Genomic DNA, 21,112 nt, shown 5'->3' with positions numbered 1-21,112 from the left:
GACGACGCGTCGCACCGCTTCACAAGGAGAGACCATGACCACGCAGCACGCACCTGACGCAGCACAGCACTCGGCAGGGCACCTCATCGTCCGCACGCTCGAGGCGCACGGCATCGAGCGCGTGTACGCGGTGCCCGGCGAGAGCTACCTCGACGTGCTCGATGGCCTGCACGACTCGGGCGTCGAGACCGTGGTCTGCCGCCAGGAGGGTGGCGCCGGCTTCATGGCGCTCGCCGAGGGCCGCCTGACGGGCCGCCCCGGCATCGCAATGGTCACGCGCGGGCCCGGCGCCGCGAACGCAATGATTGCCGTGCACACGGCGTACCAGGACGCGACTCCGCTCGTGCTGTTCGTTGGGCTCGTGCCTGTGAACGACCGCGAGCGCGACGCGTTCCAGGAGTTCTCGCTCACCGGGTGGTTCGGCTCGACAGCGAAGCGCGTCATGACGATCGACAACCCCGACCGCGCAGGCGAGCTCGTTGCTGAGGCGATGCGGATCGCTGCGTCGGGCCGCCCCGGGCCCGTCGTGATCGGGCTCCCCGAAGACGTGCTCGTGCTCCCCGCGGCCCCCGCCGTAGCCCTTCCGGTCGCTCCCCCCGCACCGGCTCCGCACCCCGCGGAGATTGACGCGCTCGTCGGGCGGCTCGCGAAGGCTGAGCGTCCCGCGATCGTCGTTGGCGGCGATGGCTGGCACGAGGGCCAGGGCGCCGTGCTCATGGCGTTCGCTGAAGCTGCAGGCGTCCCCGTGTTTTGCGATTGGCGCGCCTACGATGCGGTGCCGCACGTTGGCGGGGCCTGGGCCGGTTGGCTCGGTTACGGGCGCACCGATGCTGTCGCCGAGGGCTACATCAACGCCGACATGCTCATTTTCGTCGGCTGCGGCCGCGCCGACGTGCTGAGCGACGGCTACACGCAGGGCTTCGACGCCGAGACTGTGCTCGTGACCGCCGACCCAGACGCGACGATGCACTCCGGCCGCACCGACAAGCACGTGCTCGCAACCCCCGCGACGTTCGTTGAAGCGCTCTCGGGCGTTGACGCGAGCGCAGCCCGCGGTGGCCGCGACGACGCTTGGATGGCAGGCCGCGCCCAGGCGCAGCTCGCGACCGAGGCGCACCGCGCCGACGCCTCGATCGATGGCGTCGCGCAGCAGATGGACTTGGGCGTCGCCTTTGGCGAGCTCGACGACCGCCTGCAGGGCCAGGCGGTACTCACGTTCGGCGCGGGTAACGCGACGATCTGGGCCCACCGATTCGTGAAGCACCTCACCCCGGCGAGCCTCGTTGGGGCCCGCAACGGCGCGATGGGACTCGCAGTTCCGGCTGCCGTCGCAGGCTCACTCATCTTCCCCGAGCGGAACGTCGTCGCGGTCTGCGGCGACGGCGACTTCCTCATGAACGGCCAGGAGATCGCGACAGCCGTCGCGCACGGCGCGAAGCCCCTCGTCATCGTCATCGACAACGAGATCTACGGCACGATTGTGCAGCACCAGGAGAACCACTACCCCGGCCGCCGCTCGGGCACCCGCATGGCGAACCCCGATTTCGCCGACTGGATGCGCTCCTTCGGCGGGCACGGTGAGCGCGTCGAGCGCACTGAGGAGTTCGGCCCCGCTCTCGATCGCGCACTCGCCGCTGACGCTCCCGCGCTCATCCACGTGCTGATCCCCGACACCGTGATGCCGCCGGCCTCGAGCGACGTCCCTGCAACCGGCATCTCTCGCGACTGAGCGATTCGAAAGGACAGACAGTGACTGATCAGACTGCAAGCGAATCGTTCCTCGCCGACTGGGCGATCCACTCGCGCTTCGGCGCGGTAGCGGGCACGAACGGCGTCGAGAGGCAGGCCGCGAGTGCCGCCGACGGAGAACAGCGCAAGTGGTTCGCCGAGCTGCTCGAGTCGCGCGGCTTCACGGTGAAGCGGGACGCGATCGGCAACCAGTTCGGGCTCCTCGAGCTCGTGCCAGGCGCGCCCTACGTGCTCACGGGCTCGCACATGGACTCGCAGCCGACCGCGGGCCGTTTCGACGGCGCGTACGGCGTGATGGCCTCGGCCCACGCCTGCTTCCGCGTCGCCGACGAGCTGCGCGCGAACCCCGAGCAGGCGCGCTTCAACCTCGCGGTCGTGAACTGGTTCAACGAGGAGGGCTCGCGCTTTAAGCCCTCGATGATGGGCTCGAGCGTCTTCACGGACAAGCTGACGATCGATGAGGCGCTCGCGACGGAGGACCCGAAGGGGATCACCGTGCGCGACGCGCTCGATGCGATCGGGGAGCGCGGCGACCTCGCGGGCCTCGACGTTGCCTCATACGCTGAGATCCACGTGCAGCAGGGCCGCAGCATGGAAGAGGACGGGGTCACCATTGGCCTCGTCAACGCCACCTGGGCCGCGCACAAATACGACTTCCGCGTGAAGGGCGAGCAGGCGCACTCGGGCTCGACGCTCATGGCCGACCGCCGCGACGCGCTGCTCGGCGCGGCGCGGCTCGTCGTCGCCGCGCGCGAGCTCGTCGACGAGTTCGAGCCCGAGGCGCTGCACACCGCGTGCGGTGAACTCACGGTATACCCGAACTCGCCCGTCGTCGTTGCGAGCGACGTGCGGCTGCTGCTCGACCTCCGCTCGCCGAGCGCCGAGGTCATCCGCGCGGCGCACGAGCGGCTCATGGCCGTCATCGAGCGCGTGCAGCGTGAGGATCGAGTCGAGATCGAGATCGTCGCCGAGCACAGCTGGGATCAGAACCCGTACCCGGAGGACGGCGTCTCACTCGCCCGTGAGGTCGCGGAGGAGCTCGGGCTCACGCACGACCGCGTGATGACCGTGGCTGGCCACGATTCGACAAACATGAAGGATCTCGTGCCGACAGTGATGCTGTTCGTGCCGAGCGTCGACGGCGTCTCGCACAACCTCAACGAGTACACGCGCGACGAAGACCTCGTCGCTGGCGTCGACCACCTCACGGGCGTGATCGGCAGGCTCGCGTCGGGCGCACTCGTCGCCTGATCGGGGCGCCGAGCTTAGGCGTTCCCGGCTCGGCGCTGCGCGGCCCGGATACACTGAGGTGAGAGACCTCGGGATCCGGGCCGCGTCTGCATGCTGGGCGCCGTCCCCCTTCCGCGTTTCAACGTTTTCGGCAGCGATCGCGCCCGCGGTTGGCGCTTCTGAGAGGGACGAATGGGCGAGCCGCGTGGCGCAGTGCAAGTGCTTGTCGCTGCCCTGCGCAGCCTCGTAGAGCTCGCGCCCGGGCCGGGGAAGCGACACTGGATCGCACTGCGCGCTGCACTGTCGATGGGCGTTCCCCTCGCGCTGCTCACGCTCGTCGGTCGGCCCGATCTGGGCCTGCAGGTGAGCGCTGGCGCGTTCCTCGCGCTGTTCTTTGCGGGCAACCCGGCGACCGAGCGTGCGCGGGCGCTGCCGGTGATCGGGGCGGTGCTGCTCGCGTGCGCCGCCGCCGGGTCTGTGCTGGCGCCGGTGCCGTGGCTGAGCGCGGTAGGACTCGTAGTCGTCGCTGTGCTCGCGAGTGCGTTCGCGTTTGCGTACCGCGTCGGCCCGCCCGGCCCGGTGTTCTTCGTGCTCGTGTACGGGCTCGCCGGCCAGATCACTGCGGTGCGCGAGGGCGCGCGAAGCGTCGAGCCGGTCGCGCTTCTTGCCGCGCTCGCCTGCGGTCTCGCGTTCTCGTACCTCGTCGCGCTTGTTCCGCTCGCACGCGAGCGGAAACGTCTGGTGCACGCGCGTCCGCTACGCGAGATCATGCCGGGCCCATGGCTCGGTCGTGGCGAGTGGTTTCTGGTGCTGCGCGTCTTTCTCGTGGCTGCGATCGGCGCCGTTGTGAGTGTGCTGTGGCTCGATCCTGCGCGTGCGTACTGGACGGTTGCGTCGGGCGTCGCCGTCATCGGCCTGAGCACCGTGCCAAACCACTCGTTCGCCCGCGGGTTGCATCGCACGCTTGGCACGCTTGTTGGGGCCGCCGTCTACCTCGTCATTGCCCCGCTTGCCGAGCTGCCGTGGGCGTTCGTGCTTGTGCTGCCCGCGCTGCAGTTCGTGATCGAACTCGTCGTCGTGCGTAACTACGGACTCGCGCTCATCTTCATCACGCCGCTCGTGCTGTTCATTGTCGGTGCCGCGACAGGTAGCGCCGACCATGCATCGGCTGCCGTCGAGCGCTTCGTCGATACTGCGTTCGGGTCAGCGCTCGCGATGGCCTCGGGGGTGCTCCGAGAGCGGCGCGCTACCTGAAGAACAGCTCGCGCGGGTGAGTGAGACGCCACAGCAGCGTGGGATCCTCGATCGAGCCATCCCGCCGCACGGCGACGCTCATGTCGCCGGTGGGCCCAGCGATTGTGATGTTCGCGCCAGTTGCGTCGATCGTTCGGGTGAGCTCCTCGCCGGGAACGAGCACGGCGTCGACTGTCTCGTCTGCGCTCAACTCGATGAGCTGCCCGTCGATTGAGGTGATTTGGCCGAGGTACTCGCCGGTGCTTGCGACAGCTAGTCGTTCCGGGGTGTCCCCAAGCCTATTGAGCAGGGCGCGGGCGTCACGCGCGCGCTCGTCCTGGGTGTCTCGGCCGAGCACGACGGCGATGCGGGTCAGCTCCCTGTCAGCGTAGGAGCCCGAAGCAGCCGCGGCAAGGTTGTAGCCAGCGACGTCGGTGTGTCCAGTCTTGACACCGACGGCGCCCGTCATCGCGCCGAGCAACGGGTTCGTGTTCTCGACCTCGCCGATACCCCACGGCATCGTCGCTCGCTCGGTCGACACGATCTCGGCGAGCACAGGGTCTTTCAGCGCGAGCCGCGCGATCCGCACGACGTCTGCTGGGCTCGCGACGTTGCCATCGTCCATGCCGCTTGGCTCCCGCACCGCGAGCGAGTCAAGGCCGTTTCGTTCCGCCCAGTCGGCCACCGCAGAAACGAACCCGGCGTTGTCACCAAAAATCGAGTGGGCATAGGCAGTCGCGAAGTCGTTCGCCGAGGGGATGAGCGCGAGCATGAGCATCTGCTTGCGGGTGACCTCGGTGCCCTCTGGGATGGGGAAGGCGATGCCGTCGATTTCCTGCAGCTCGTCTTGGAGCTCGACGTCGGCAGCGCTCCAGGTGTGCGTTGGCCCGTCTTCGCCTTGTCCGAGCGGCTCGGCCTCCTGCCCGACGAGCACGGTGATGAGCTTCGTGATGCTCGCGAGCGGCTGCGCCTCGTCGTCGTTCGCCCACACCTCCTCGCCGTCGAGCCACCCGACCGCGCTCGGCCGGCCGTACCCGTCAACTGCGTCTTGCACTGCCGACTCGTCGACAGTGAAGACCCGGGGAGACTGAGCCTCAAGTTGCACCGTCGGCGCGGGTACGGGCACGAGCGCGCAGGCGGCGACGTAGCCACCGCAGAGCGCGACGACGGTGGCGAGTACGGCAATTGAGGCGCGGCGAATGCGGGTCGTGCGGGTGGGGTGTGGCGTTTGCATAACTCGCTATCCGAGAGGTGTGGTGTGGCGCACGGCCCGCGACCGAAGTTCCGGCCGGTTCGTTCGCATGTCGAATAGCCTAGCCTTCAGCGGGCTCAGATGTGGGCCCGAACAAAGCGGCGCGAATTGTTCACTTTTGCCCAGTCTTCCTCGCCTTTCCTGGGCAAGGAATGCGTGCATCTTCAGTGCAGAGCAGGCACAATGAAAGAAGAGACGACCGTCGTAATCGAGGAGGATTTCCATGACCGCACTCATCGCGGGCTACGCACGTACGCCGTTCACGAAGTTTACCGGGCAGTTCGCCGGGGAGACGGCGGTCGCGCTTGGAGCGCACGCGGCGAAGGCTGCGCTCGAGCGCGCAGGTGTCGCCGCGGACAAAGTCGACACGGTTGTCGCCGGGCAGGTATTGCAGGGCGGTGCCGGTCAGAACCCGGCTCGTCAGACCGCCGTCGCCGCAGGCGTGCCGATGGGGGTTCCTGCAATCACCCTGAACGCTGTATGCCTCTCGGGTACCGAAGCTGTTTCGCAGGCCGTCAGGCTCATCAATTCGGGCGAGGCCGACGTCGTGCTCGCCGTCGGCCAGGAATCGATGACGCTTGCCCCCCACGTCATGCCGCTGCGCGCCGGCACGAAGTATGGGCCTGCGACGCTCATTGACACCGTCGAGCACGACGGCCTGACTGACGCGTTTGACCAGGTCGCGATGGGCGCGCTCACTGAGACCGGCAACGCCCCGCTGCAGCTCACCCGTGAGGAGCAGGACGCGTTCTCGGCCGCATCACACCAGCGCGCCGCCGCCTCGGCAGAGTTCCTCGCGGAAGAGATCGCTCCATACACTGTCAAGACTCGTCGCGGAGAGACAGTCGTCTCCGCGGACGACGGCGTCCGCGCCGACACGACCGCAGAAGGTCTCGCAGGTCTGCGCCCGGCGTTCGCGAAAGACGGCACGATCACTGCTGGCAACGCGTCGCAGATCACCGACGGCGCAGCTGCGCTCGTCATCGTCAGTGAGGCCGCGGCCGAGCGGCTTGGGCTCACGCCAATCGCAAGCGTCGAAGCTACCGCGTTCGTCGCCGGCCCAGACTCGCAGCTGCACTCGCAGCCGTCGCGTGCGATCGCCGCGGCGCTCGCGAAGGCCGGTCACGAAGCCAGCGAGCTCGCCGCCGTCGAGATCAACGAGGCGTTTGCTGCCGTCGGCATCCAGTCGACCCGCGAGCTCGGCATCGATCCCGCGATCGTGAATCAGCACGGCGGCGCGATCGCGCTCGGCCACCCGATCGGCGCCTCAGGCGCCCGCATCGTCGGCACGCTCGCGCGCCAGCTCGCCGAGGCGGGTTCAGGCTCGCTCGGCGCCGTCGGCATCTGCGGCGGTGGAGGCCAGGGATCGGCTGTCGTGCTTCGAGCACTGTAACGCGACCGCGCACCACGCGAGCGGGGAGGGAGCCCACACCGGGCTCCCTCCCCGCTCGCTATGTGGGTGCGCTACGTCGGTAGCTGCACCGTGCGCCCGTCGCGGAGGATCCAGCCCGCGGTGAACAACAGCGCAAGCCCCGCCATCGCGACGACGAAGGGCAGCGCCCAGCCACCACTGAGATCGTGTGCCAGCCCGAAGAGTACGGGACCGAGCGCGGCGATGCTGTATCCAACTGCCTGAGACATGCCAGAGACTGCGGCGGCGGTGTGCGCATCGGGCGAACGCTGCGCGATGAGCGTGAGCGACACGCTCAGCGCGGCGCCGCAGCACAGCCCGAGTGCAACGATCCACACAAATGTCGCGGACGGGGCGAGGATCAATCCGAGCACGCCGACAAGCTGGATCACCGGGAGGGCAACTTGCAGCAGCGACCTGCCGTCGAAACGCAAAACGAGCGGCGCAGCAAGCGACCCAAGCATTCCGCAGAGGTGGAAGAGTGTGATCCCGGTGCTAGTGACCGCCGCTGTCGCGCCTCGGGAGAACATGATCGGGGCGATCCACGTGGCGAAGATGTAGAACGACGTCGACTGCGCCCCCATGTAACACGCAAGTACCCAGGCGGTTCTTGACCGCCACACTGCGCGGCCAACGCGCGGCGCGGGGTCGGGCGATGCTGGCGCGGCGAGGGCAGCGCGGCGGGAATCTCGCTCCACGATGAGAATCCAGGCGATGAGCGCGATCGGGATCGTACACCCAGTGGCAAGGAGCCCGGCCTGCCACCCGAGGGGCTCACCCGCGATCTCGGCCCGCGACACAGGGATCGCGATTGCAGTGCCGATCCCTGCAGCTCCGCCAAGCGCGGCGGAGTACACCCCCATCACAGCGGGCGTGCGCGACCCGAAATCACGCTTCACGATTGCGGGCATGAGCACGTTCGCAACAGCAAGCGCCGCCCCGATGAGCACGGTGCCGAGCCACAGGTTCGCGCCCGAGAAATCGAGGGAGCGCCACAGCGTTCCGAGAGCGAGGGCGCCAAGCGACACGGTGATTGTGCGATCCATGCCGATCTTGGCCGCGACTGTCTGCGCGAGGGGCGAGACCACAGCCCAGGTGAGCAGCGGGATCGACGCGAGCAGACCGAGGGACCCTGCGCTCACCCCGCGGCTCTCCGCGATATCGTTCAGCAGCGGACCGACGCCGGCGATCGTCATGCGCATATTGAGTGCGACGAGGAAGACGGCGACGAACTGCCACACGAGGCGTTTCGATGGGCTACTCACTCCCCGATGCTATCCGCTCCCGGGCGCGTATTTCGTCGCCTTATCGGCGATACTGTCAGTATGAATCACTCTCACGACTGGAAGATCGACGCGCTCGACGGTCGGGAGCACACCCTGCTTACGTTCTCTCTGGGGGAGTGGGACGCGATGATTGGGGGCGGCCCAGACCTCTTCGTCGTGACGGCTTCGGCGGGCGGCGGGTCGCGCATCGCGAACGCGCGCACACTGCGCGAGGACATCGACGACGAGGAGACCGTCGACCTGACCGTCGGCGGCCAGGGCATCGACTACCCCTGGGAATACGCACTCACGCGCGAGGAGGCGCTCGCCGCCATGACCGACCTCGCGACGGGCGAGCTGAGCGGCGAGCGGTGGGAGCTCATCCCGTAGCGTGAGGGATCGGCGTGCGCCGTTCGCGCGCGAGCACGGTGATCGAGCCGCCAGCGACCGAAAGCACCGCCGCGACTGAGAACACAAGCCAGAAACCTCCGACGAGCGCGACGAGCAGCGCCCCGATCACTGGGCCGAGGAGCTGCCCGAGTGCCGCCGCGGTGTTCACAAGCCCGAGGTCGCGGCCGTGGTCGCGCTCGCTCGGGAGCACGTCGGTCGCGAATGCGAGGCCGACCGTTGAGAACGCGCCGTAGCCGACGCCCATGACGCCGGCCGCGACGATCGTCGTGCTGAACGTGGGGGAGAGCACAAGGATCACTCCTGAGAACGCTTGCACGATAGTTGCGGCAAGTGCGAGACCCCGCCTCCGCCCGAGCCTGTCCGAGATAAGGCCCGCGGCGATCGACGCGACGACGACAAACACTGTGTACACGACAACGACGATGAGCAGGTTGTCCTCAGCATCTGCGTGCCCCTGCCGAAGCCCATACAGCAGGAAGAACAGGAAGAGTGAGGTTCCAAGCGCGTTGCCGACATTCACCACAAGCCTGCCGATGAGCACGAGGCGGAAGTCGCGGTTGCGCAAGAAGTCGAGGCTGCGACCGCCAAGTGAGGCCGGCCCCTGCGCTTGTGGATTCGCCACGTCGTGCGGCGCAGCCGCTGAACCAGGCGGGTCGGGCAGCAGGATCGCGGTGAGCGTGCCGATGAGCGCGACACCGACCGCGAGCATGACGTAGCCCGCGGCGATGCTGAGCCCGAGCAGCACGACGGCGCCGACCCCAAGGACAATGCCGAGTGCCTGCGCAGAGGAAGCTGCGGAGGATGCGGCGCCGCGCTGCTCGGGAGGGAGCTGGTCGGCAATCATCGCGGCGAACGCGGCCGAGGCGACGGCTGTGCCGACACACACGCCGACCCACGCTGCGCCAATTCCGAGCGCGTTCGTGCTCGCTCCGGTGAGGAGGAGACACGCGGCCGCAATCCACACTCCGGCAAGCGCCCAGGGGCGGCGCTTGGGGCGCGCTCCTGATTGTCTGTCAGATAGTGCCCCTGCGATCGGGCCTGCGAGCACGCCTGCGAGGCCGCCGACACCGAGCACGATGCCCGACGAAATCACGCCGCGCACCCAGCCGGCCTCGCTGTCGGGGGTGTCCAGCTGGAGTGGCAGTAGGAGCTGCAGTGGTGTGAGCTGAGCGGTCCAGAGTACGATCCACCCGAGCGTGAAGAGCGTGAACCATGCGCGGCCGACCTTGGGGCGCGCATTCTGTGTTTCGGACATCTTTATCCTTTGTGCAGTGTGGCCGCGAGCATTGTGCCGGGCTAAGTTTGCTTGATGCAGTTTAGTCCTCTCCACGCGTAGGCTGGGAGCATGCGTGCGATCGTTGCGAACCAGCCAGGCGGACCAGAAGTGCTCGAGATTGCTGATGCGGCGGCGCCGCAAGCGGGGGAGGGCGAACTGCTCGTCGACACCGCCGCGATCGGCGTGAACTTCATCGAGACCTACCAGCGATCCGGGCTCTACCCCGTGCAGTTCCCCTTCACCCCTGGCGCGGAGGCGACGGGCAGGGTCTCGGCGATCGGCGAGGGCGTCGAGGGCTTTGAGGTTGGCGACCGGATTGTCACGGCCGAAGCCCGCGCGACCTACGCTGAGCAGTTCATCGTCGCCGCCGAAGCCGCCGTTCGGGTGCCCGACTCACTGTCCGAAGTGCTTACCGACGATCGGGCTGCGGCGCTACCGCTGCAGGGCCTCACCGCCCACTACCTTGGCACGTCGTCATCACGGCCCGAAGCGGGCGAGACTGTGCTGCTGCACGCCGGCGCGGGTGGTGTCGGCCTGCTGCTCACCCAGCTGCTCGCCGCGCGCGACGTGCGCGTCATCACTACGGCGTCGAGCGAGGACAAGCGCGAGCTGAGCCGCGCCGCGGGGGCATTCGAGGCGATCCCGTATGAGGGGTTCGCAGAGCGGGCCCGCGAGCTCACTGAAGGCAACGGGGTCTCGGTCGTGTACGACGGTGTCGGTAAAGACACGTTCGACGACTCACTGCGCGCGCTGAAGGTCCGCGGCAACATGGTGCTCTTCGGCGGAGCGAGCGGCCCGGTACCGCCGTTCGACCTCCAACGGTTGAACGCCGGTGGCGCGCTCAGCGTGACCCGGCCGTCGCTCGCATACTTCCTCCGCAGTCAGGAAGAGCGCGCGTGGCGCTACGGCGAGTTGTTTGGTGCGCTCAAAGCCGGCACGCTCGACCTGCGCGTGGGAGCCTCGTTCCCGCTCGCGGAGGCCGCCGACGCGCATCGCGCGCTCGAGGGGCGTGCAACGACTGGCAAGGTCGTTCTGACGGTGTAGCCAGGCGCGGCCGCCTGTGCAATGTCATCTGGCGTCACGCAACTGGTCTCCCAACCGAACCCCGGCTAGCTTCGAGGTATGACACGGATCGAGACAACCACCGCAGGTAGCCTTCCCCGCACCGAAGCGCTCATTGCCGCGAACGCCGCGCGCACGTTTGAAGACGACGGGTTCACGCTCAAGTCGACCCCCGAATTTGAGGCGCTCGTAGCTGAAGCGACCCGCGACGTCGTCGACAGGCAGCGCGAAGCGGGCATCACCCAGCCAGGCGACGGCGAGTTTGGTAAGGCGATGTCGAACGCTGTCGACTACGGCGCATGGTGGACGTACTCGTTCCAGCGCACCGCGGGACTCGAGATCACTGGCAAAGACATCTTCAGTCAGGAGCCAGTGCGGTCCGAGCCTGGCAACGTGCGTCTCACAACGTTCCCCGACCGCCGCGACTGGACGGCGTTCGCCGCCGCATATCAGGACCCTGAGGGCGGCATCAGCGTTGGCAAAAACGCGACTGCCTTTCCCGCGACGACGGGCCCGATCAGCTACACCGGTCAGGACGCAATCGCAGCTGACACCCGCAACCTCGTCGCCGCGTTGCAGCCAGGCGAACGCGGCTTTCTCACGGCGATCGCCCCTGGCTCGGCGGCGCGCATCGAGAACGAGTTCTACGCAACTGAGCAGGATCACATTGACGCATGGACTTCTGCACTGCGTGAGGAGTACCGCGCAGTGACCGACGCGGGCCTTATCCTGCAGCTCGACGATCCTTCACTCGCCGAGAACTGGGATCAGATCAACCCCGAGCCCAGCGTCGAGGACTACCTCGCGTTCACGCAGATCCGTGTCGACGCGATCAACCGCGCCATCGAGGGGCTTCCGAAGGAGCAGATCAGACTGCACCTGTGCTGGGGTTCGTGGCACGGCCCGCACACGACCGACATCGAGTTGAAGCACATCCTGAAGACAGTGCTTGGCGCGAACGTCGGGCAGATCTCGTTCGAGGCGGCGAACGCGCGTCACGAGCACGAGTGGGCAGTCTGGGAGGAGCAGCGAGACCTCATCCCCGATGACCTGATCCTCGTGCCTGGCGTTGTGAGCCACGCGACGAACCTCGTCGAGCACCCTGACCTCGTCGCGCAGCGTATCGAGCGCTTCGCGAAGATTGTCGGCCCGGAGCGTGTGATCGCGGCGACAGACTGCGGACTCGGTGGCCGCGTGCACCCCCAGATCGCTTGGGCGAAGCTCGAGGCGCTTGGTGAGGGCGCGCGCCGAGCACGCGTTTAGGCGCCCTCGCGGCCTGGCCGCCTGAGCTGTGCTCACGCCGGCTGGGCCGTGCTGACTCACACCGCATGGGATCTGCAGTTTCTATGCCGGTCGCCCGGCGGGTCCGGCATAGAAACTGCAGATCCCATACGCTGTGACGGAGCGCGCCACGGAGGCGAGGCGTGTGGTTGCGTTAGCCCGGTGCCCGGTGCCCGGTGCCCGGTGCCCGGGTGCCCCTAGTGGGGGTCGCCGATGCAGAACTCGTTGCCGTCGGGGTCGGCGAACGTGTCCCACGAGAAGTCTGACTCGCCGCGGCGCCCGAGATGGGTCGCACCTGCGGCGACCCACTCGGCGACCATCACATCGCGGTCGACGTCAGGGGTGCGGTCGAAGTCAAGGTGCATGCGGTTCTTGCCCGGGGTCGGATCCTCGACCTTCTGGAAGCCGAGCGCGACTGCAGCCTCTGGGGCGCGCACCATGCAAAACCAGCCGTCTGCATCGTGCACGATCTCGCCACCGAGACGCTCAGCCCACCATGCCGCGAGTGGCCGGGGGTCTTCGGTATCAACGGTGACCATGCCGAGTCGGATCATGTGCGCTGCTCCTTATTGTGTGTCGAAGGCTACGGCACGCGCCGCAGCCACTCCTCGGTTGAGAACTTCTGCTCGACGAGCCGCTCAGCTGCGTCCCACTCGCCCTCAGTGACCTCGCCCATCACGCCGCCGTGGCGACGCTGGAAGACCTCAATCATGCGCTCGACGATCTCCTCGCGCGTCTTGCCGGTCTGGCTCTTCAGCGGGTCGACTCGCTTCTGCGCGCTCGCGGTGCCCTTGTCAGAGAGCTTCTCGCGTCCGATCCTGAGAACAGACGTCATCGCCGTTGGATCCATGTCATACGCCATCGTCACGTGGTGCAGGATCGCCCCCGAGCCAAGCCGCTTCTGTGCGGCCCCACCGATCTTGCCAAGCGGGCTCGTGATGTCATTGAGTGGCTTGTAAACGGCGTCGATGCCGAGCGATTTCAGTGCCTCGAGCACCCAGTCGTCGAGGTACGCGTATGAGTCGGCGAACGACATCCCCCGCACAAGCTCGCCGGGAATGTAGAGCGCATACGTGATGCTCGCCTCGGGCTCCATATACATGGCCCCACCGCCCGAGATACGTCGCACCAGTGTCGCGTTATGCTCGGCAGCGGCCTCCTCGTCGACCTCGTTTTTCACCGACTGGAAGGAGCCGATGATGACTGCGGGTTCGTTCCACTCCCAGATGCGTAGCGTCGGGCCGCGAAGCCCCTCGCCGACTGCGGTCGTGAGCACTTCGTCAAGCGCAGCGTTGAGCATGGGTGCGACTGCCGGCTCGCGGACGATCTGCCAGTCGTAGTCGCGCCAGTGGGCGGCGCCGGTGACACCGCGGCGGATGGCGACGCCGACAGAGTCTGGGGTGAACCCGAGCAGATGCACCTCGCTCGGGAGCGCCTGCCTGATGGCGTTCGCAAACTCCTCGATCGTTGAGTTCGGGTTCATCCCTTCGACCGCAGCGTTGATGTCGAGGAGGGCCTCGTCGGGTTCGAGGAAGAAGTCTCCGGAGAGCCTGAAATCAACGATCTTGCCCTCGTCGACTTCGAAGTCGACGACAACGAGCTTGCCCCCGGGAACCTTGTATTCGCCGTGCATGTCACCCTCCTTGTGCCGTACCCCCAAGGGTACTCCTCGGCGCTCGCGAGGGCCATGCTGGCGCGGCGTGCGGGTTCCGCAGGAGTAAGGTGAAGAGAATGAACAGGAACCGTCGTGGCTGAACCGATCGCGAAGTTTCTGCTGCGGCTCGCCCCAATGATCTACGGGCCGACACTGCTGTTCGCCCTCGGGCAAGGCGCGCTGATCCCGCTCATTCCCACGATGGCGACCCGCGCCGGGGCCGATCTCGCGACCTCCGGTCTTGTCGCGTCCGCGCTCGTCGTCGGGCAGCTCTGCGGAAACATCCCGGCAGGGTGGCTTGTCGCGAAGGTCGGCGAGCGCATGGCGATGGTGGTCTCAGGTTTTCTCGCGCTCGCAGGCGCGCTGATGCTCCCGTTCGCCTCGAATGTCGGCGTGCTTGCCCTCGCGATCTTTATCAATGGGTTCTGTGCCGCGGCGTTCGGGCTCGCCAGGCACTCGTTCATGGCGACGCACGTGCCGTTCCACTTCCGCGCCAGGGCGCTTGCGCTCCTTGGCGGGAGCTACCGCTTCGGGATGTTCCTCGGGCCGTTTGTCGGAGCGCTGCTGCTGGGGGCGAACGGACACGAGAGCGCCGTCATTTGGTTCCTCATTGCGTGCCTCGCCGCGACAGTGTTGCTCGTGTGGTTCGGCCCAGACCCGGAGCGCGAGTTCGAAGCAGGCGCGCGCGAGCCAGTCACCGGCGAAGCGACCGCTGGTGTGAGCTTGCCAGACAGCCCTGGCGTAAAAGACGGGGTGTTCAGCACCATGATCAGGTTCCGCGCCGTGCTCGCCCGGCTCGGCCTCGCAGCGTCCACGCTCTCCGCGCTGCGTGCAGCCCGCCAGGTCGTGCTGCCGATCTGGGGCGTCGCGATCGGCCTCGACGCCCAGACGATCTCACTCGTTGTCGGCATCTCGGGAGCACTCGACTTTGCGCTGTTTTACGCGAGTGGCCAGGTCATGGATCGCTTCGGCAGGCTGTGGGCCGTGGTGCCGTCGATGCTCATCATGAGTGTTGCGTTTCTCACGCTCTCGCTCACGAGCGGCTGGGACTCGGCAGCCTCGTGGTTCGTTGCGCTCGCCGCCGCTATCGGAGTTGCAAACGGCCTATCAAGCGGACTGCTGCTCACGCTCGGCGCCGACCTCGCTCCCAAGCAGAACCCGGCGCCCTTCCTCGGCTCGTGGCGCACGCTCACCAGCGCGGGCGCCGCCGCAGCGCCTTTGCTGTTCTCGGGCATGGCTGCCGTCGCCCCAATCGGGGTCGCAACTGCGGCGATGGGCGTGATCGGGCTGTTCGGTACCTGGGCGTTCCTCCGCTGGATGCCGCGGAAGGACGGTCGGACCTGACCCGAGACTTCTCGTGAGATGGAGCCCTTACGGAATGAGCCATCCGGTCGGAGCGGATGAAGGATGCGGTAAGAGATGGTGCTTCACGGACACCTTGTCACCCATCCCCGGTGCGAATCTCGCGAACACCGGCGCTCCTGATTGGTAGAGCTCACTCTTCCGAAGCGAAGGTGACGCTTGCGCGAGAATTCTCGATGAACGCGCGCATGTCTTCGCCTTGCTTCGGGTATTCGTGATCACCGCAGGCCGCGAATGCAATTAACGCGTAAGTACCAGCACGATAGGCGTATGTCGTTCCACCGAGCTGCGGTTCTGCTTCAGCAGCAAAACTGGCCTTCGCGAAAGAAAACTGGGCTTCCAACGCTCCGTCGTTGACGAACGCCCCCAGCATCACCGGCTGCTCCCCCTCCACAGTGACTTCCGTGTGGAACGCCTCCTGGCCGAGTTCCAACGTGAAGTCTCTGGCGACTTCCGCCGAATCCGGTGAATCCGGATCCGCATGTCCAACCGACTGATGAAACTGAATGATGCAGTGCGGTGAAACCGTCACTTGAGCGACTCGCTCCTCAGGGAAGTCCTCAACCTCCCAACCGTCAGGGAGCGGCTGTGGAATGCTCCAGAAGAGATCATCTGGGGCCTCGTCAGCGATGATCTTCGCAGTCAGGTCGAGCTCTTCACTGTCAAAGAGTTCTTCTGCTGGGTCGGCTTCTGGAGCCGAGACCTCGGCCACGGGGCTGCAGCCAGTGAGAGAGACACCCGCGGCAAGCAAGGTGAGGATGGCGGCCCTGCTCAGAGCGGCCGACGAAGAGTATCGTTTGCGAGGCATGACTCGACCCTAGCTGCTTACGTATTCTAAATCAGATACATGAGTCGCTTTTCTTGGGACTTGGCGGCAACCGCGGGAAGGGCGGCCTGGTCTGACCGCCGCTACCGCCCGCGCCTCACACCATGTAGTTCGCGTCGGGCACGTCGGTCACGAACATGTAGCCGGGGGCGTGCGTGAGCGCGAACGGTGGCTTCGACGCCATGATGGCTGCCTGAGGAGTCACGCCGCAGGCCCAGAAGACAGGCACCTCGCCGGCGCGAATCTCGGGGGAATCTCCGAAGTCGGGCGCCTGCACATCGGCGATACCGAGACCGGCGGCGTCACCAACGTGCACGGGAGCGCCGTGCACGGCGGGGTAACGGCCCGAGATCCGCACCGCGTCCGCCACGCGGTCGCCAGGGACGGGGCGCATCGAGACGACGAGCTCGCCGGCGAGCCTGCCCGCCGGCGCGCACTGCCGATTCGTGCGGTACATCGGCACGTTGCGCTCGAGGGTTTGGTGCCTGATCTCGATGCCCGCATCGACGAGCCCGGCCTCGAACGTGAAGCTGCAGCCGATGAGAAACGAAACGAGGTCGGGATGCTCCTCCCAGGCGGCAGAGGCGTCGGTCGGCTCCTCCGCAAGCTCACCGTTGCGCCACACCCGGTACTTCGGGATGTCGGTGCGAAGGTCTGAGCCGGGAGCAAGCAGCGACTCGGTTGCGCCTGCATCCAGTACTTCGAGCACCGGACACGCTTGGGGGTTGCGCTGCGCGTACAGCAGCACGTCGTACGCCCAGTCAGCCGGCACCGAGATGAGGTTTGCCTGGACGAGGCCGTGGGCGACTCCGCTCGTCGGCGCGACGAGGCCCGCCCGATAGCCCGCCCGAGCCTCTCGTGCTGCGGCCAGCTGAGCGGGGGTTGCGAGTGAGTTGGGCACGGTGTTCCTCCTACCGTCGTTGGTGAGTCGTACGTTGGTCGGGTACGGCCGCTAGTCAATGCTTCCGATCGAGGCGCCCGCCGCAAGCGCAACGCCACTGACGGCGCCGTATCGAAGCGTGCCAGAGATAGGCGCCTTGACGGGCACCTCCATCTTCATCGCTTCAAGCAGCGCTACCGTGTCGCCAGCCTGAACGACGGCGCCGTCTGCGACCGACCACGACGCGAGGGTGGACGCGAAGGGGGCGGTGAGCGCCCCGGCAGAGGCTTCTCCGGCGCCCTCACCGGCTTCACCGGCGCCCTGCGTCACGGCCCCAGTCTCGAGCCGGGCGAGCAGGCTCTCGGGCAGCCCGAGCTCGACGATCTTGCCGTCGAGCTCGATCGGCAGGCGTGTGAGTCGCGGCACTCCTGGGGCTGGGACGGCGGCCGCGGGCTCGAACACGGCCGTGGATTCCTCCTCGATCCAGCGGGTGTGAACCCCGAACGCGCCGCCCGGCGCAGTGAATGCGTCGTCAGCGACGACGGACCTGTGGAAGGGCAGCACTGTCGCGACACCATCGACCACGAACTCGGCGAGCGCGCGCCGTGACCTCCGGAGCGCCTCCTCGCGGTCTGCGCCCCATACGACGAGTTTCGCGAGCATCGAGTCGAAGCTACCCGGCACCGAGTATCCCTGGTATACGCCGGAGTCCACGCGAACGCCGGGGCCGGCGGGTAGCTCGAGCCGCGCAATGGTGCCCGGCGTCGGGAGGTAGCCGAGGCCGGGGTCTTCCGCGTTGATGCGGAACTCGAACGCGTGCCCGAATGCAGGGACCGTGGCGGGCACGGTCATCGGGTTGCCCGCGGCGATGATGAACTGCTGCTGCACGAGGTCGACGCCTGTCACTGCCTCGGTGATGGGGTGTTCGACCTGGAGGCGCGTGTTCACCTCGAGAAACGACAGCGTGCCGTCGTCGCCGAGGAGAAATTCGACGGTGCCAGCGCCGACGTAGTTCGCTGCAGCGCACACCGCGGCGGCAGCGTCGTGGATCCGTGCGCGAAGCTCGTCTGAGATGAAGGGGGCTGGGGCCTCCTCTACGAGCTTCTGATTGCGACGCTGCAGCGAGCAGTCGCGAGTGCCGAGCACTTCGATCCGTCCGTGCCGGTCGCCGAGCACTTGCGCCTCGATATGGCGGGGCCTGTCGAGGAAACGTTCGACGAGACAGTCGCCCTTGCCGAAGGCCGCGGTTGCCTCGCGCACCGCAGCGTCGTAGGCGTCAGCGATGTCCGCGCGTTCCCGCACGACGCGCATGCCGCGACCGCCGCCGCCGAAGACCGCCTTGATTGCAAGCGGGAGGCCGTGCTCGTCGGCGAACGCAAAGACGTCGTCCACGCCCGAAACCGCACCGGGCGTGCCGGGAACGAGGGGTGCCCCAACCTCCGCGGCGAGCGCGCGGGCGCGCGCTTTGTCGCCGAGCGTCTCGATGGTTTGGGGGTCTGGTCCGATCCATGTGAGACCGGCATCGAGCACTGCGGTCGCGAAGTCGGCGCGCTCGGACAGGAACCCGTACCCAGGGTGTACAGCGTCTACGCCCGCCCGGGCCGCGACGGCGAGGAGTTTCTCGATGCTGAGGTAGCTCTCACCCGGGGTGGCCCCGTTCAGCGCGTAGGCCTCGTCAGCGAGGCGAACGTGCAGGGCGTCTGCGTCATCGTCGGAGTACACGGCGACACTCGCGATGCCGGCGTCGTTCGCTGCGCGGATGATGCGGACGGCGATCTCCCCGCGGTTCGCGATGAGGATCTTGGTGAGTGTCACTGTCGTGTCTCCGTTCGTGTGCGCGGCGCGTCCGCGATGAGAGTGAATCGCACGGCGCTGCCCGGGGTGAGCTGCGCGGCGAGGTCGACGTCGTCGTCGTGGACGACGGCGATGACGGGGTAGCCGCCGGTAAGCGGGTGGTCTGCGAGGAAGAGCACCGGCTGGCCGTCGGGTGGAACCTGGAGAGCGCCGAGCACGACGCCCTCGCTCGGGAGCTCAACGCCTGCGTGAGCCTCGTCTCGGCGGAGCGGTTCGCCAGCGAGCCGCACGCCGACGCGGTCGCTCTGCGGCGCGACCATCCAGGATTGACCTGTGAGGCGAGCGACGGCTTCGGCGTCGAACCAGTCATCGCGTGGGCCGAGTATGACCCGGAGCGTCGTGACGTCGCCCGGCGCGGGAAGGTCAGGATCCTGCCCCGTGGGTGCGCCGACCGCATACGTTGCCGCGCCCGCCGGACGGATTTCGTCGCCGACGGCGACCGGCGCGGGGCCGAGTTCAGCGAGGGTGTCGCGCGCGCGGCTGCCGAGGAAGGCATCGCCACCGATACCCCCTCGCAAAGAGAGGATCGAGCGCAGCCCGCGCTCCGCGGCGCCAAGTGTGAGCCGCTCGCCTGCGCTGAGCCGGAAGGGGGCGCCGTGGGGCACATTCCGTGCACCAAAGGGACCGGTGACGCGGCCCGCCCGCGTCGCACCGGTGAGAGCGAGCACTGTGGTTGCGAGGGCGTCGGCAGCAAAGCCGCCGTGACTGAGTTCAAGGGCTGCCGCGCCGGGGGCGTTGCCGACGAGCGCGTTCCCAAGCCGATAGGAACGGCGGATCGCGGTTCCCGCGCGGCCCACACCCATTGCGGCGGCGCCGAGACGGCCCGCGTCTTGTACGAGGGTCTGGAGCCCGGCGTCTACGACGCGGAGAGTCGCGGCTGGGAGATTCTCATCGGGGGCGCGGCGCGCCGTCGGGGCCGAAGCCTGGACAGCGGCGATCTTTGCCTCCTCGCGAACCGCCGTGAATCGGACTCGGCCGCCCGCTACAAGCACCGCGGGCTGTTCCCGCTCGGTGTCCCACATCCGCGCGCTCGTAGCGCCGATGATCTGCCAGCCGCCGGGGCTCTCACGCGGGTAGACGCCGGAGAATTGGCCTGCGAGGCCGACGGCTCCCGGCTGGATGCGCGGTCTCGGCGTCTCGCGTCTGGGGACGACGAGGGCGGGGTCGCCGCCGGAGAGGTAGGCGAAGCCCGGTGCGAAACCGGTGAACGCGACCACATAGCTGGCGGCGGTGTGCCGTGCGATGACGGCGTCCTCGCTCATGCCGGTGAGGGACGCAACTTCAGCGAGGTCTGGCCCCGTGTAGTGCACTGGGATGACGACCTCGGGGCCTGCGTGCTGCGTGCGTGCTGCGGTGTCAGAGCGATCGAGCAGCGCGGGAAGGGCGGCGGCGAGTGCTCGCGGGTCGTGGCCGGCGCCGCCGAGCACCAGTACTGTCTCGGCCGCGGGCACGAGCTCGTCCGCGTGAAGCTCGCCGTGCTCACGCGCGACCGCAAGCGCGGCGAACACGCGGAGTGCACTCTCCAGGGATCCGCAGTCGATGAGCGCGGCAGTGGTTCCGGCCGGCTTGACGCTAGGCCGAGCGACCGTCATGCGTGTGCCGGCCCGCTGAAGGCCGCGAGTTCGACGCCCGCGTTGAGGAGTCGTGCGCGCACTGCCCGCGCCATATCGACGGCATCGGGGCTGTCGCCGTGCACACAGATCGACTCGGCCTCGACGGCGACGGTGCTGCCGTCTCGTGCCGCCAGGGTGCCGTGCTGTACGAGCCGCAGCATGCGCTCCGCAACGAGTTCCGGGTCATGCATGACAGCCCCCGGCTCGGCGCGCGACACGAGCGCCCCGCTCGGTTCGTAGGCGCGGTCGGCGAATGCCTCGGGCACGGCGCGAAGTCCGGCGGCGCGCGCTTGCTCAACGAGCGGCGAACCCGCGAGGCACACAAGCGCGAGCTCAGGGCTGACCCGCTTGATCGCCGAGATGACTGTTGCGGCCTCCGCTTCGTTGAAGGCGATGCTGTTATAGAGGGCGCCGTGCGGCTTGACGTAGCTTACCCGCGTGCCTGCTGCGTGGGCGATCGCTTTGAGCGCGCCTATCTGGTAAATAATGTCGGCCTCGAGCTCGTCCGCTGGCAGCGTCATCGGGCGCCGCCCGAAGCCAACGAGATCCGGGTAGGCGACGTGCGCCCCGACTGAGACCCCGCGTGCGGACGCGGTCGTCACTGTCGCGAGCGCAGTTTTGGGGTCGCCGGCATGGAAACCGCAGGCGATGTTCGCGCTGGTGACGGTCTCAAGCATGCTTTCGTCGTCACCCATGCGCCACGGCCCGTAGTGTTCGCCGAGGTCGCTGTTGAGATCGATGCGTAACATCGAT

Annotated in this window: 18 protein-coding genes; 8 read left to right on the top strand and 10 right to left on the bottom strand. The window is 67.7% G+C overall.

What is annotated here, in order from left to right; all coding sequences use genetic code 11:
• Window positions 1-34: 34 nt before the first annotated feature.
• From KI794_RS14380 to KI794_RS14370, 3 genes are all read left to right on the top strand, one after another.
• On the top strand, window positions 35-1,729 hold the full coding sequence (locus tag KI794_RS14380) for a thiamine pyrophosphate-dependent enzyme (RefSeq protein ID WP_119282697.1): 1,695 nt from the start codon (window positions 35-37) through the stop codon (window positions 1,727-1,729).
• 20 nt (window positions 1,730-1,749) lie between these two features.
• Complete coding sequence (locus tag KI794_RS14375) at window positions 1,750-3,000, top strand: M20 family metallo-hydrolase (protein ID WP_119282698.1); 1,251 nt, start codon at window positions 1,750-1,752, stop codon at window positions 2,998-3,000.
• A 171-nt stretch (window positions 3,001-3,171) separates the two neighbouring features.
• On the top strand, window positions 3,172-4,233 hold the full coding sequence (locus tag KI794_RS14370) for an FUSC family protein (RefSeq protein ID WP_119282699.1): 1,062 nt from the start codon (window positions 3,172-3,174) through the stop codon (window positions 4,231-4,233).
• On the opposite strand, the gene KI794_RS14365 is transcribed toward KI794_RS14370, so the two are convergent.
• On the bottom strand, window positions 4,226-5,446 hold the full coding sequence (locus KI794_RS14365; protein ID WP_119282700.1) for a D-alanyl-D-alanine carboxypeptidase family protein: 1,221 nt from the start codon (window positions 5,444-5,446) through the stop codon (window positions 4,226-4,228). The two genes, KI794_RS14370 and KI794_RS14365, sit on opposite strands and share 8 nt — an antisense overlap.
• Before the next feature lie 241 nt (window positions 5,447-5,687).
• Here KI794_RS14365 and KI794_RS14360 point away from each other — a divergent pair, with 241 nt between their 5' ends.
• Entirely contained in the window at window positions 5,688-6,857 is a 1,170-nt protein-coding gene (locus tag KI794_RS14360; RefSeq protein WP_119282701.1) for an acetyl-CoA C-acyltransferase, read from the top strand.
• 71 nt (window positions 6,858-6,928) lie between these two features.
• Here the strand turns inward: KI794_RS14360 and KI794_RS14355 are convergent, their stop codons facing one another.
• Window positions 6,929-8,140, bottom strand: coding sequence for an MFS transporter (locus KI794_RS14355; protein ID WP_162921137.1), 1,212 nt, complete (start codon window positions 8,138-8,140; stop codon window positions 6,929-6,931).
• 60 nt (window positions 8,141-8,200) lie between these two features.
• On the opposite strand from KI794_RS14355, the gene KI794_RS14350 reads away from it, so the two are divergent.
• Window positions 8,201-8,530, top strand: a complete 330-nt coding sequence (locus tag KI794_RS14350) for a hypothetical protein (protein ID WP_119282703.1) — start codon at window positions 8,201-8,203, stop codon at window positions 8,528-8,530.
• Here the strand turns inward: KI794_RS14350 and KI794_RS14345 are convergent.
• Window positions 8,520-9,806, bottom strand: a complete 1,287-nt coding sequence (locus tag KI794_RS14345) for an MFS transporter (protein ID WP_119282704.1) — start codon at window positions 9,804-9,806, stop codon at window positions 8,520-8,522. The genes KI794_RS14350 and KI794_RS14345 overlap by 11 nt on opposite strands.
• A gap of 90 nt (window positions 9,807-9,896) precedes the next feature.
• Between KI794_RS14345 and KI794_RS14340 the strand changes: the two genes are divergently transcribed.
• Window positions 9,897-10,871, top strand: a complete 975-nt coding sequence (locus KI794_RS14340; protein WP_119282705.1) for a quinone oxidoreductase family protein — start codon at window positions 9,897-9,899, stop codon at window positions 10,869-10,871.
• Between the two features lie 78 nt (window positions 10,872-10,949).
• Window positions 10,950-12,152 (top strand): cobalamin-independent methionine synthase II family protein, encoded by a 1,203-nt coding sequence (locus KI794_RS14335; protein ID WP_119282706.1) that lies wholly within the window; start codon window positions 10,950-10,952, stop codon window positions 12,150-12,152.
• Between the two features lie 215 nt (window positions 12,153-12,367).
• On the opposite strand, the gene KI794_RS14330 is transcribed toward KI794_RS14335, so the two are convergent.
• A complete protein-coding gene (locus KI794_RS14330; RefSeq protein ID WP_119282707.1) occupies window positions 12,368-12,724 on the bottom strand; it encodes a VOC family protein in 357 nt (118 codons plus the stop codon).
• Between the two features lie 29 nt (window positions 12,725-12,753).
• On the bottom strand, window positions 12,754-13,803 hold the full coding sequence (locus KI794_RS14325; RefSeq protein ID WP_255808486.1) for a lipoyl protein ligase domain-containing protein: 1,050 nt from the start codon (window positions 13,801-13,803) through the stop codon (window positions 12,754-12,756).
• 156 nt (window positions 13,804-13,959) lie between these two features.
• On the opposite strand from KI794_RS14325, the gene KI794_RS14320 reads away from it, so the two are divergent.
• Window positions 13,960-15,168, top strand: coding sequence for an MFS transporter (locus KI794_RS14320; RefSeq protein ID WP_255809777.1), 1,209 nt, complete (start codon window positions 13,960-13,962; stop codon window positions 15,166-15,168).
• A 151-nt stretch (window positions 15,169-15,319) separates the two neighbouring features.
• Here KI794_RS14320 and KI794_RS14315 read toward each other — a convergent pair whose 3' ends face one another.
• The 5 genes from KI794_RS14315 to KI794_RS14295 form a co-directional block, all read right to left on the bottom strand.
• On the bottom strand, window positions 15,320-15,898 hold the full coding sequence (locus KI794_RS14315) for a hypothetical protein (RefSeq protein WP_255808485.1): 579 nt from the start codon (window positions 15,896-15,898) through the stop codon (window positions 15,320-15,322).
• A gap of 211 nt (window positions 15,899-16,109) precedes the next feature.
• Window positions 16,110-16,913, bottom strand: coding sequence for a putative hydro-lyase (locus KI794_RS14310; RefSeq protein WP_255808484.1), 804 nt, complete (start codon window positions 16,911-16,913; stop codon window positions 16,110-16,112).
• Window positions 16,914-16,964: 51 nt separating this feature from the next.
• Window positions 16,965-18,707, bottom strand: coding sequence for an acetyl/propionyl/methylcrotonyl-CoA carboxylase subunit alpha (locus KI794_RS14305; RefSeq protein WP_255808483.1), 1,743 nt, complete (start codon window positions 18,705-18,707; stop codon window positions 16,965-16,967).
• Window positions 18,704-20,338: a carboxyltransferase domain-containing protein gene (locus tag KI794_RS14300; protein ID WP_255808482.1), complete on the bottom strand. Its 1,635-nt coding sequence runs from the start codon at window positions 20,336-20,338 to the stop codon at window positions 18,704-18,706. Before KI794_RS14300 ends, KI794_RS14305 begins: the two co-directional genes overlap by 4 nt.
• The gene (locus tag KI794_RS14295; protein ID WP_255808481.1) at window positions 20,335-21,108 is read right to left on the bottom strand and encodes a LamB/YcsF family protein; all 774 of its coding nucleotides are present in this window, start codon (window positions 21,106-21,108) and stop codon (window positions 20,335-20,337) included. Before KI794_RS14295 ends, KI794_RS14300 begins: the two co-directional genes overlap by 4 nt.
• Window positions 21,109-21,112: the final 4 nt, after the last annotated feature.

The sequence above is a fragment of the Leucobacter aridicollis genome (assembly GCF_024399335.1).
Classification (GTDB): Bacteria; Actinomycetota; Actinomycetes; order Actinomycetales; family Microbacteriaceae; genus Leucobacter; species Leucobacter aridicollis_A.
The sequence above is the reverse complement of the archived record's forward strand: the minus strand, read 5'-3'. Positions and strand labels throughout refer to the sequence as shown.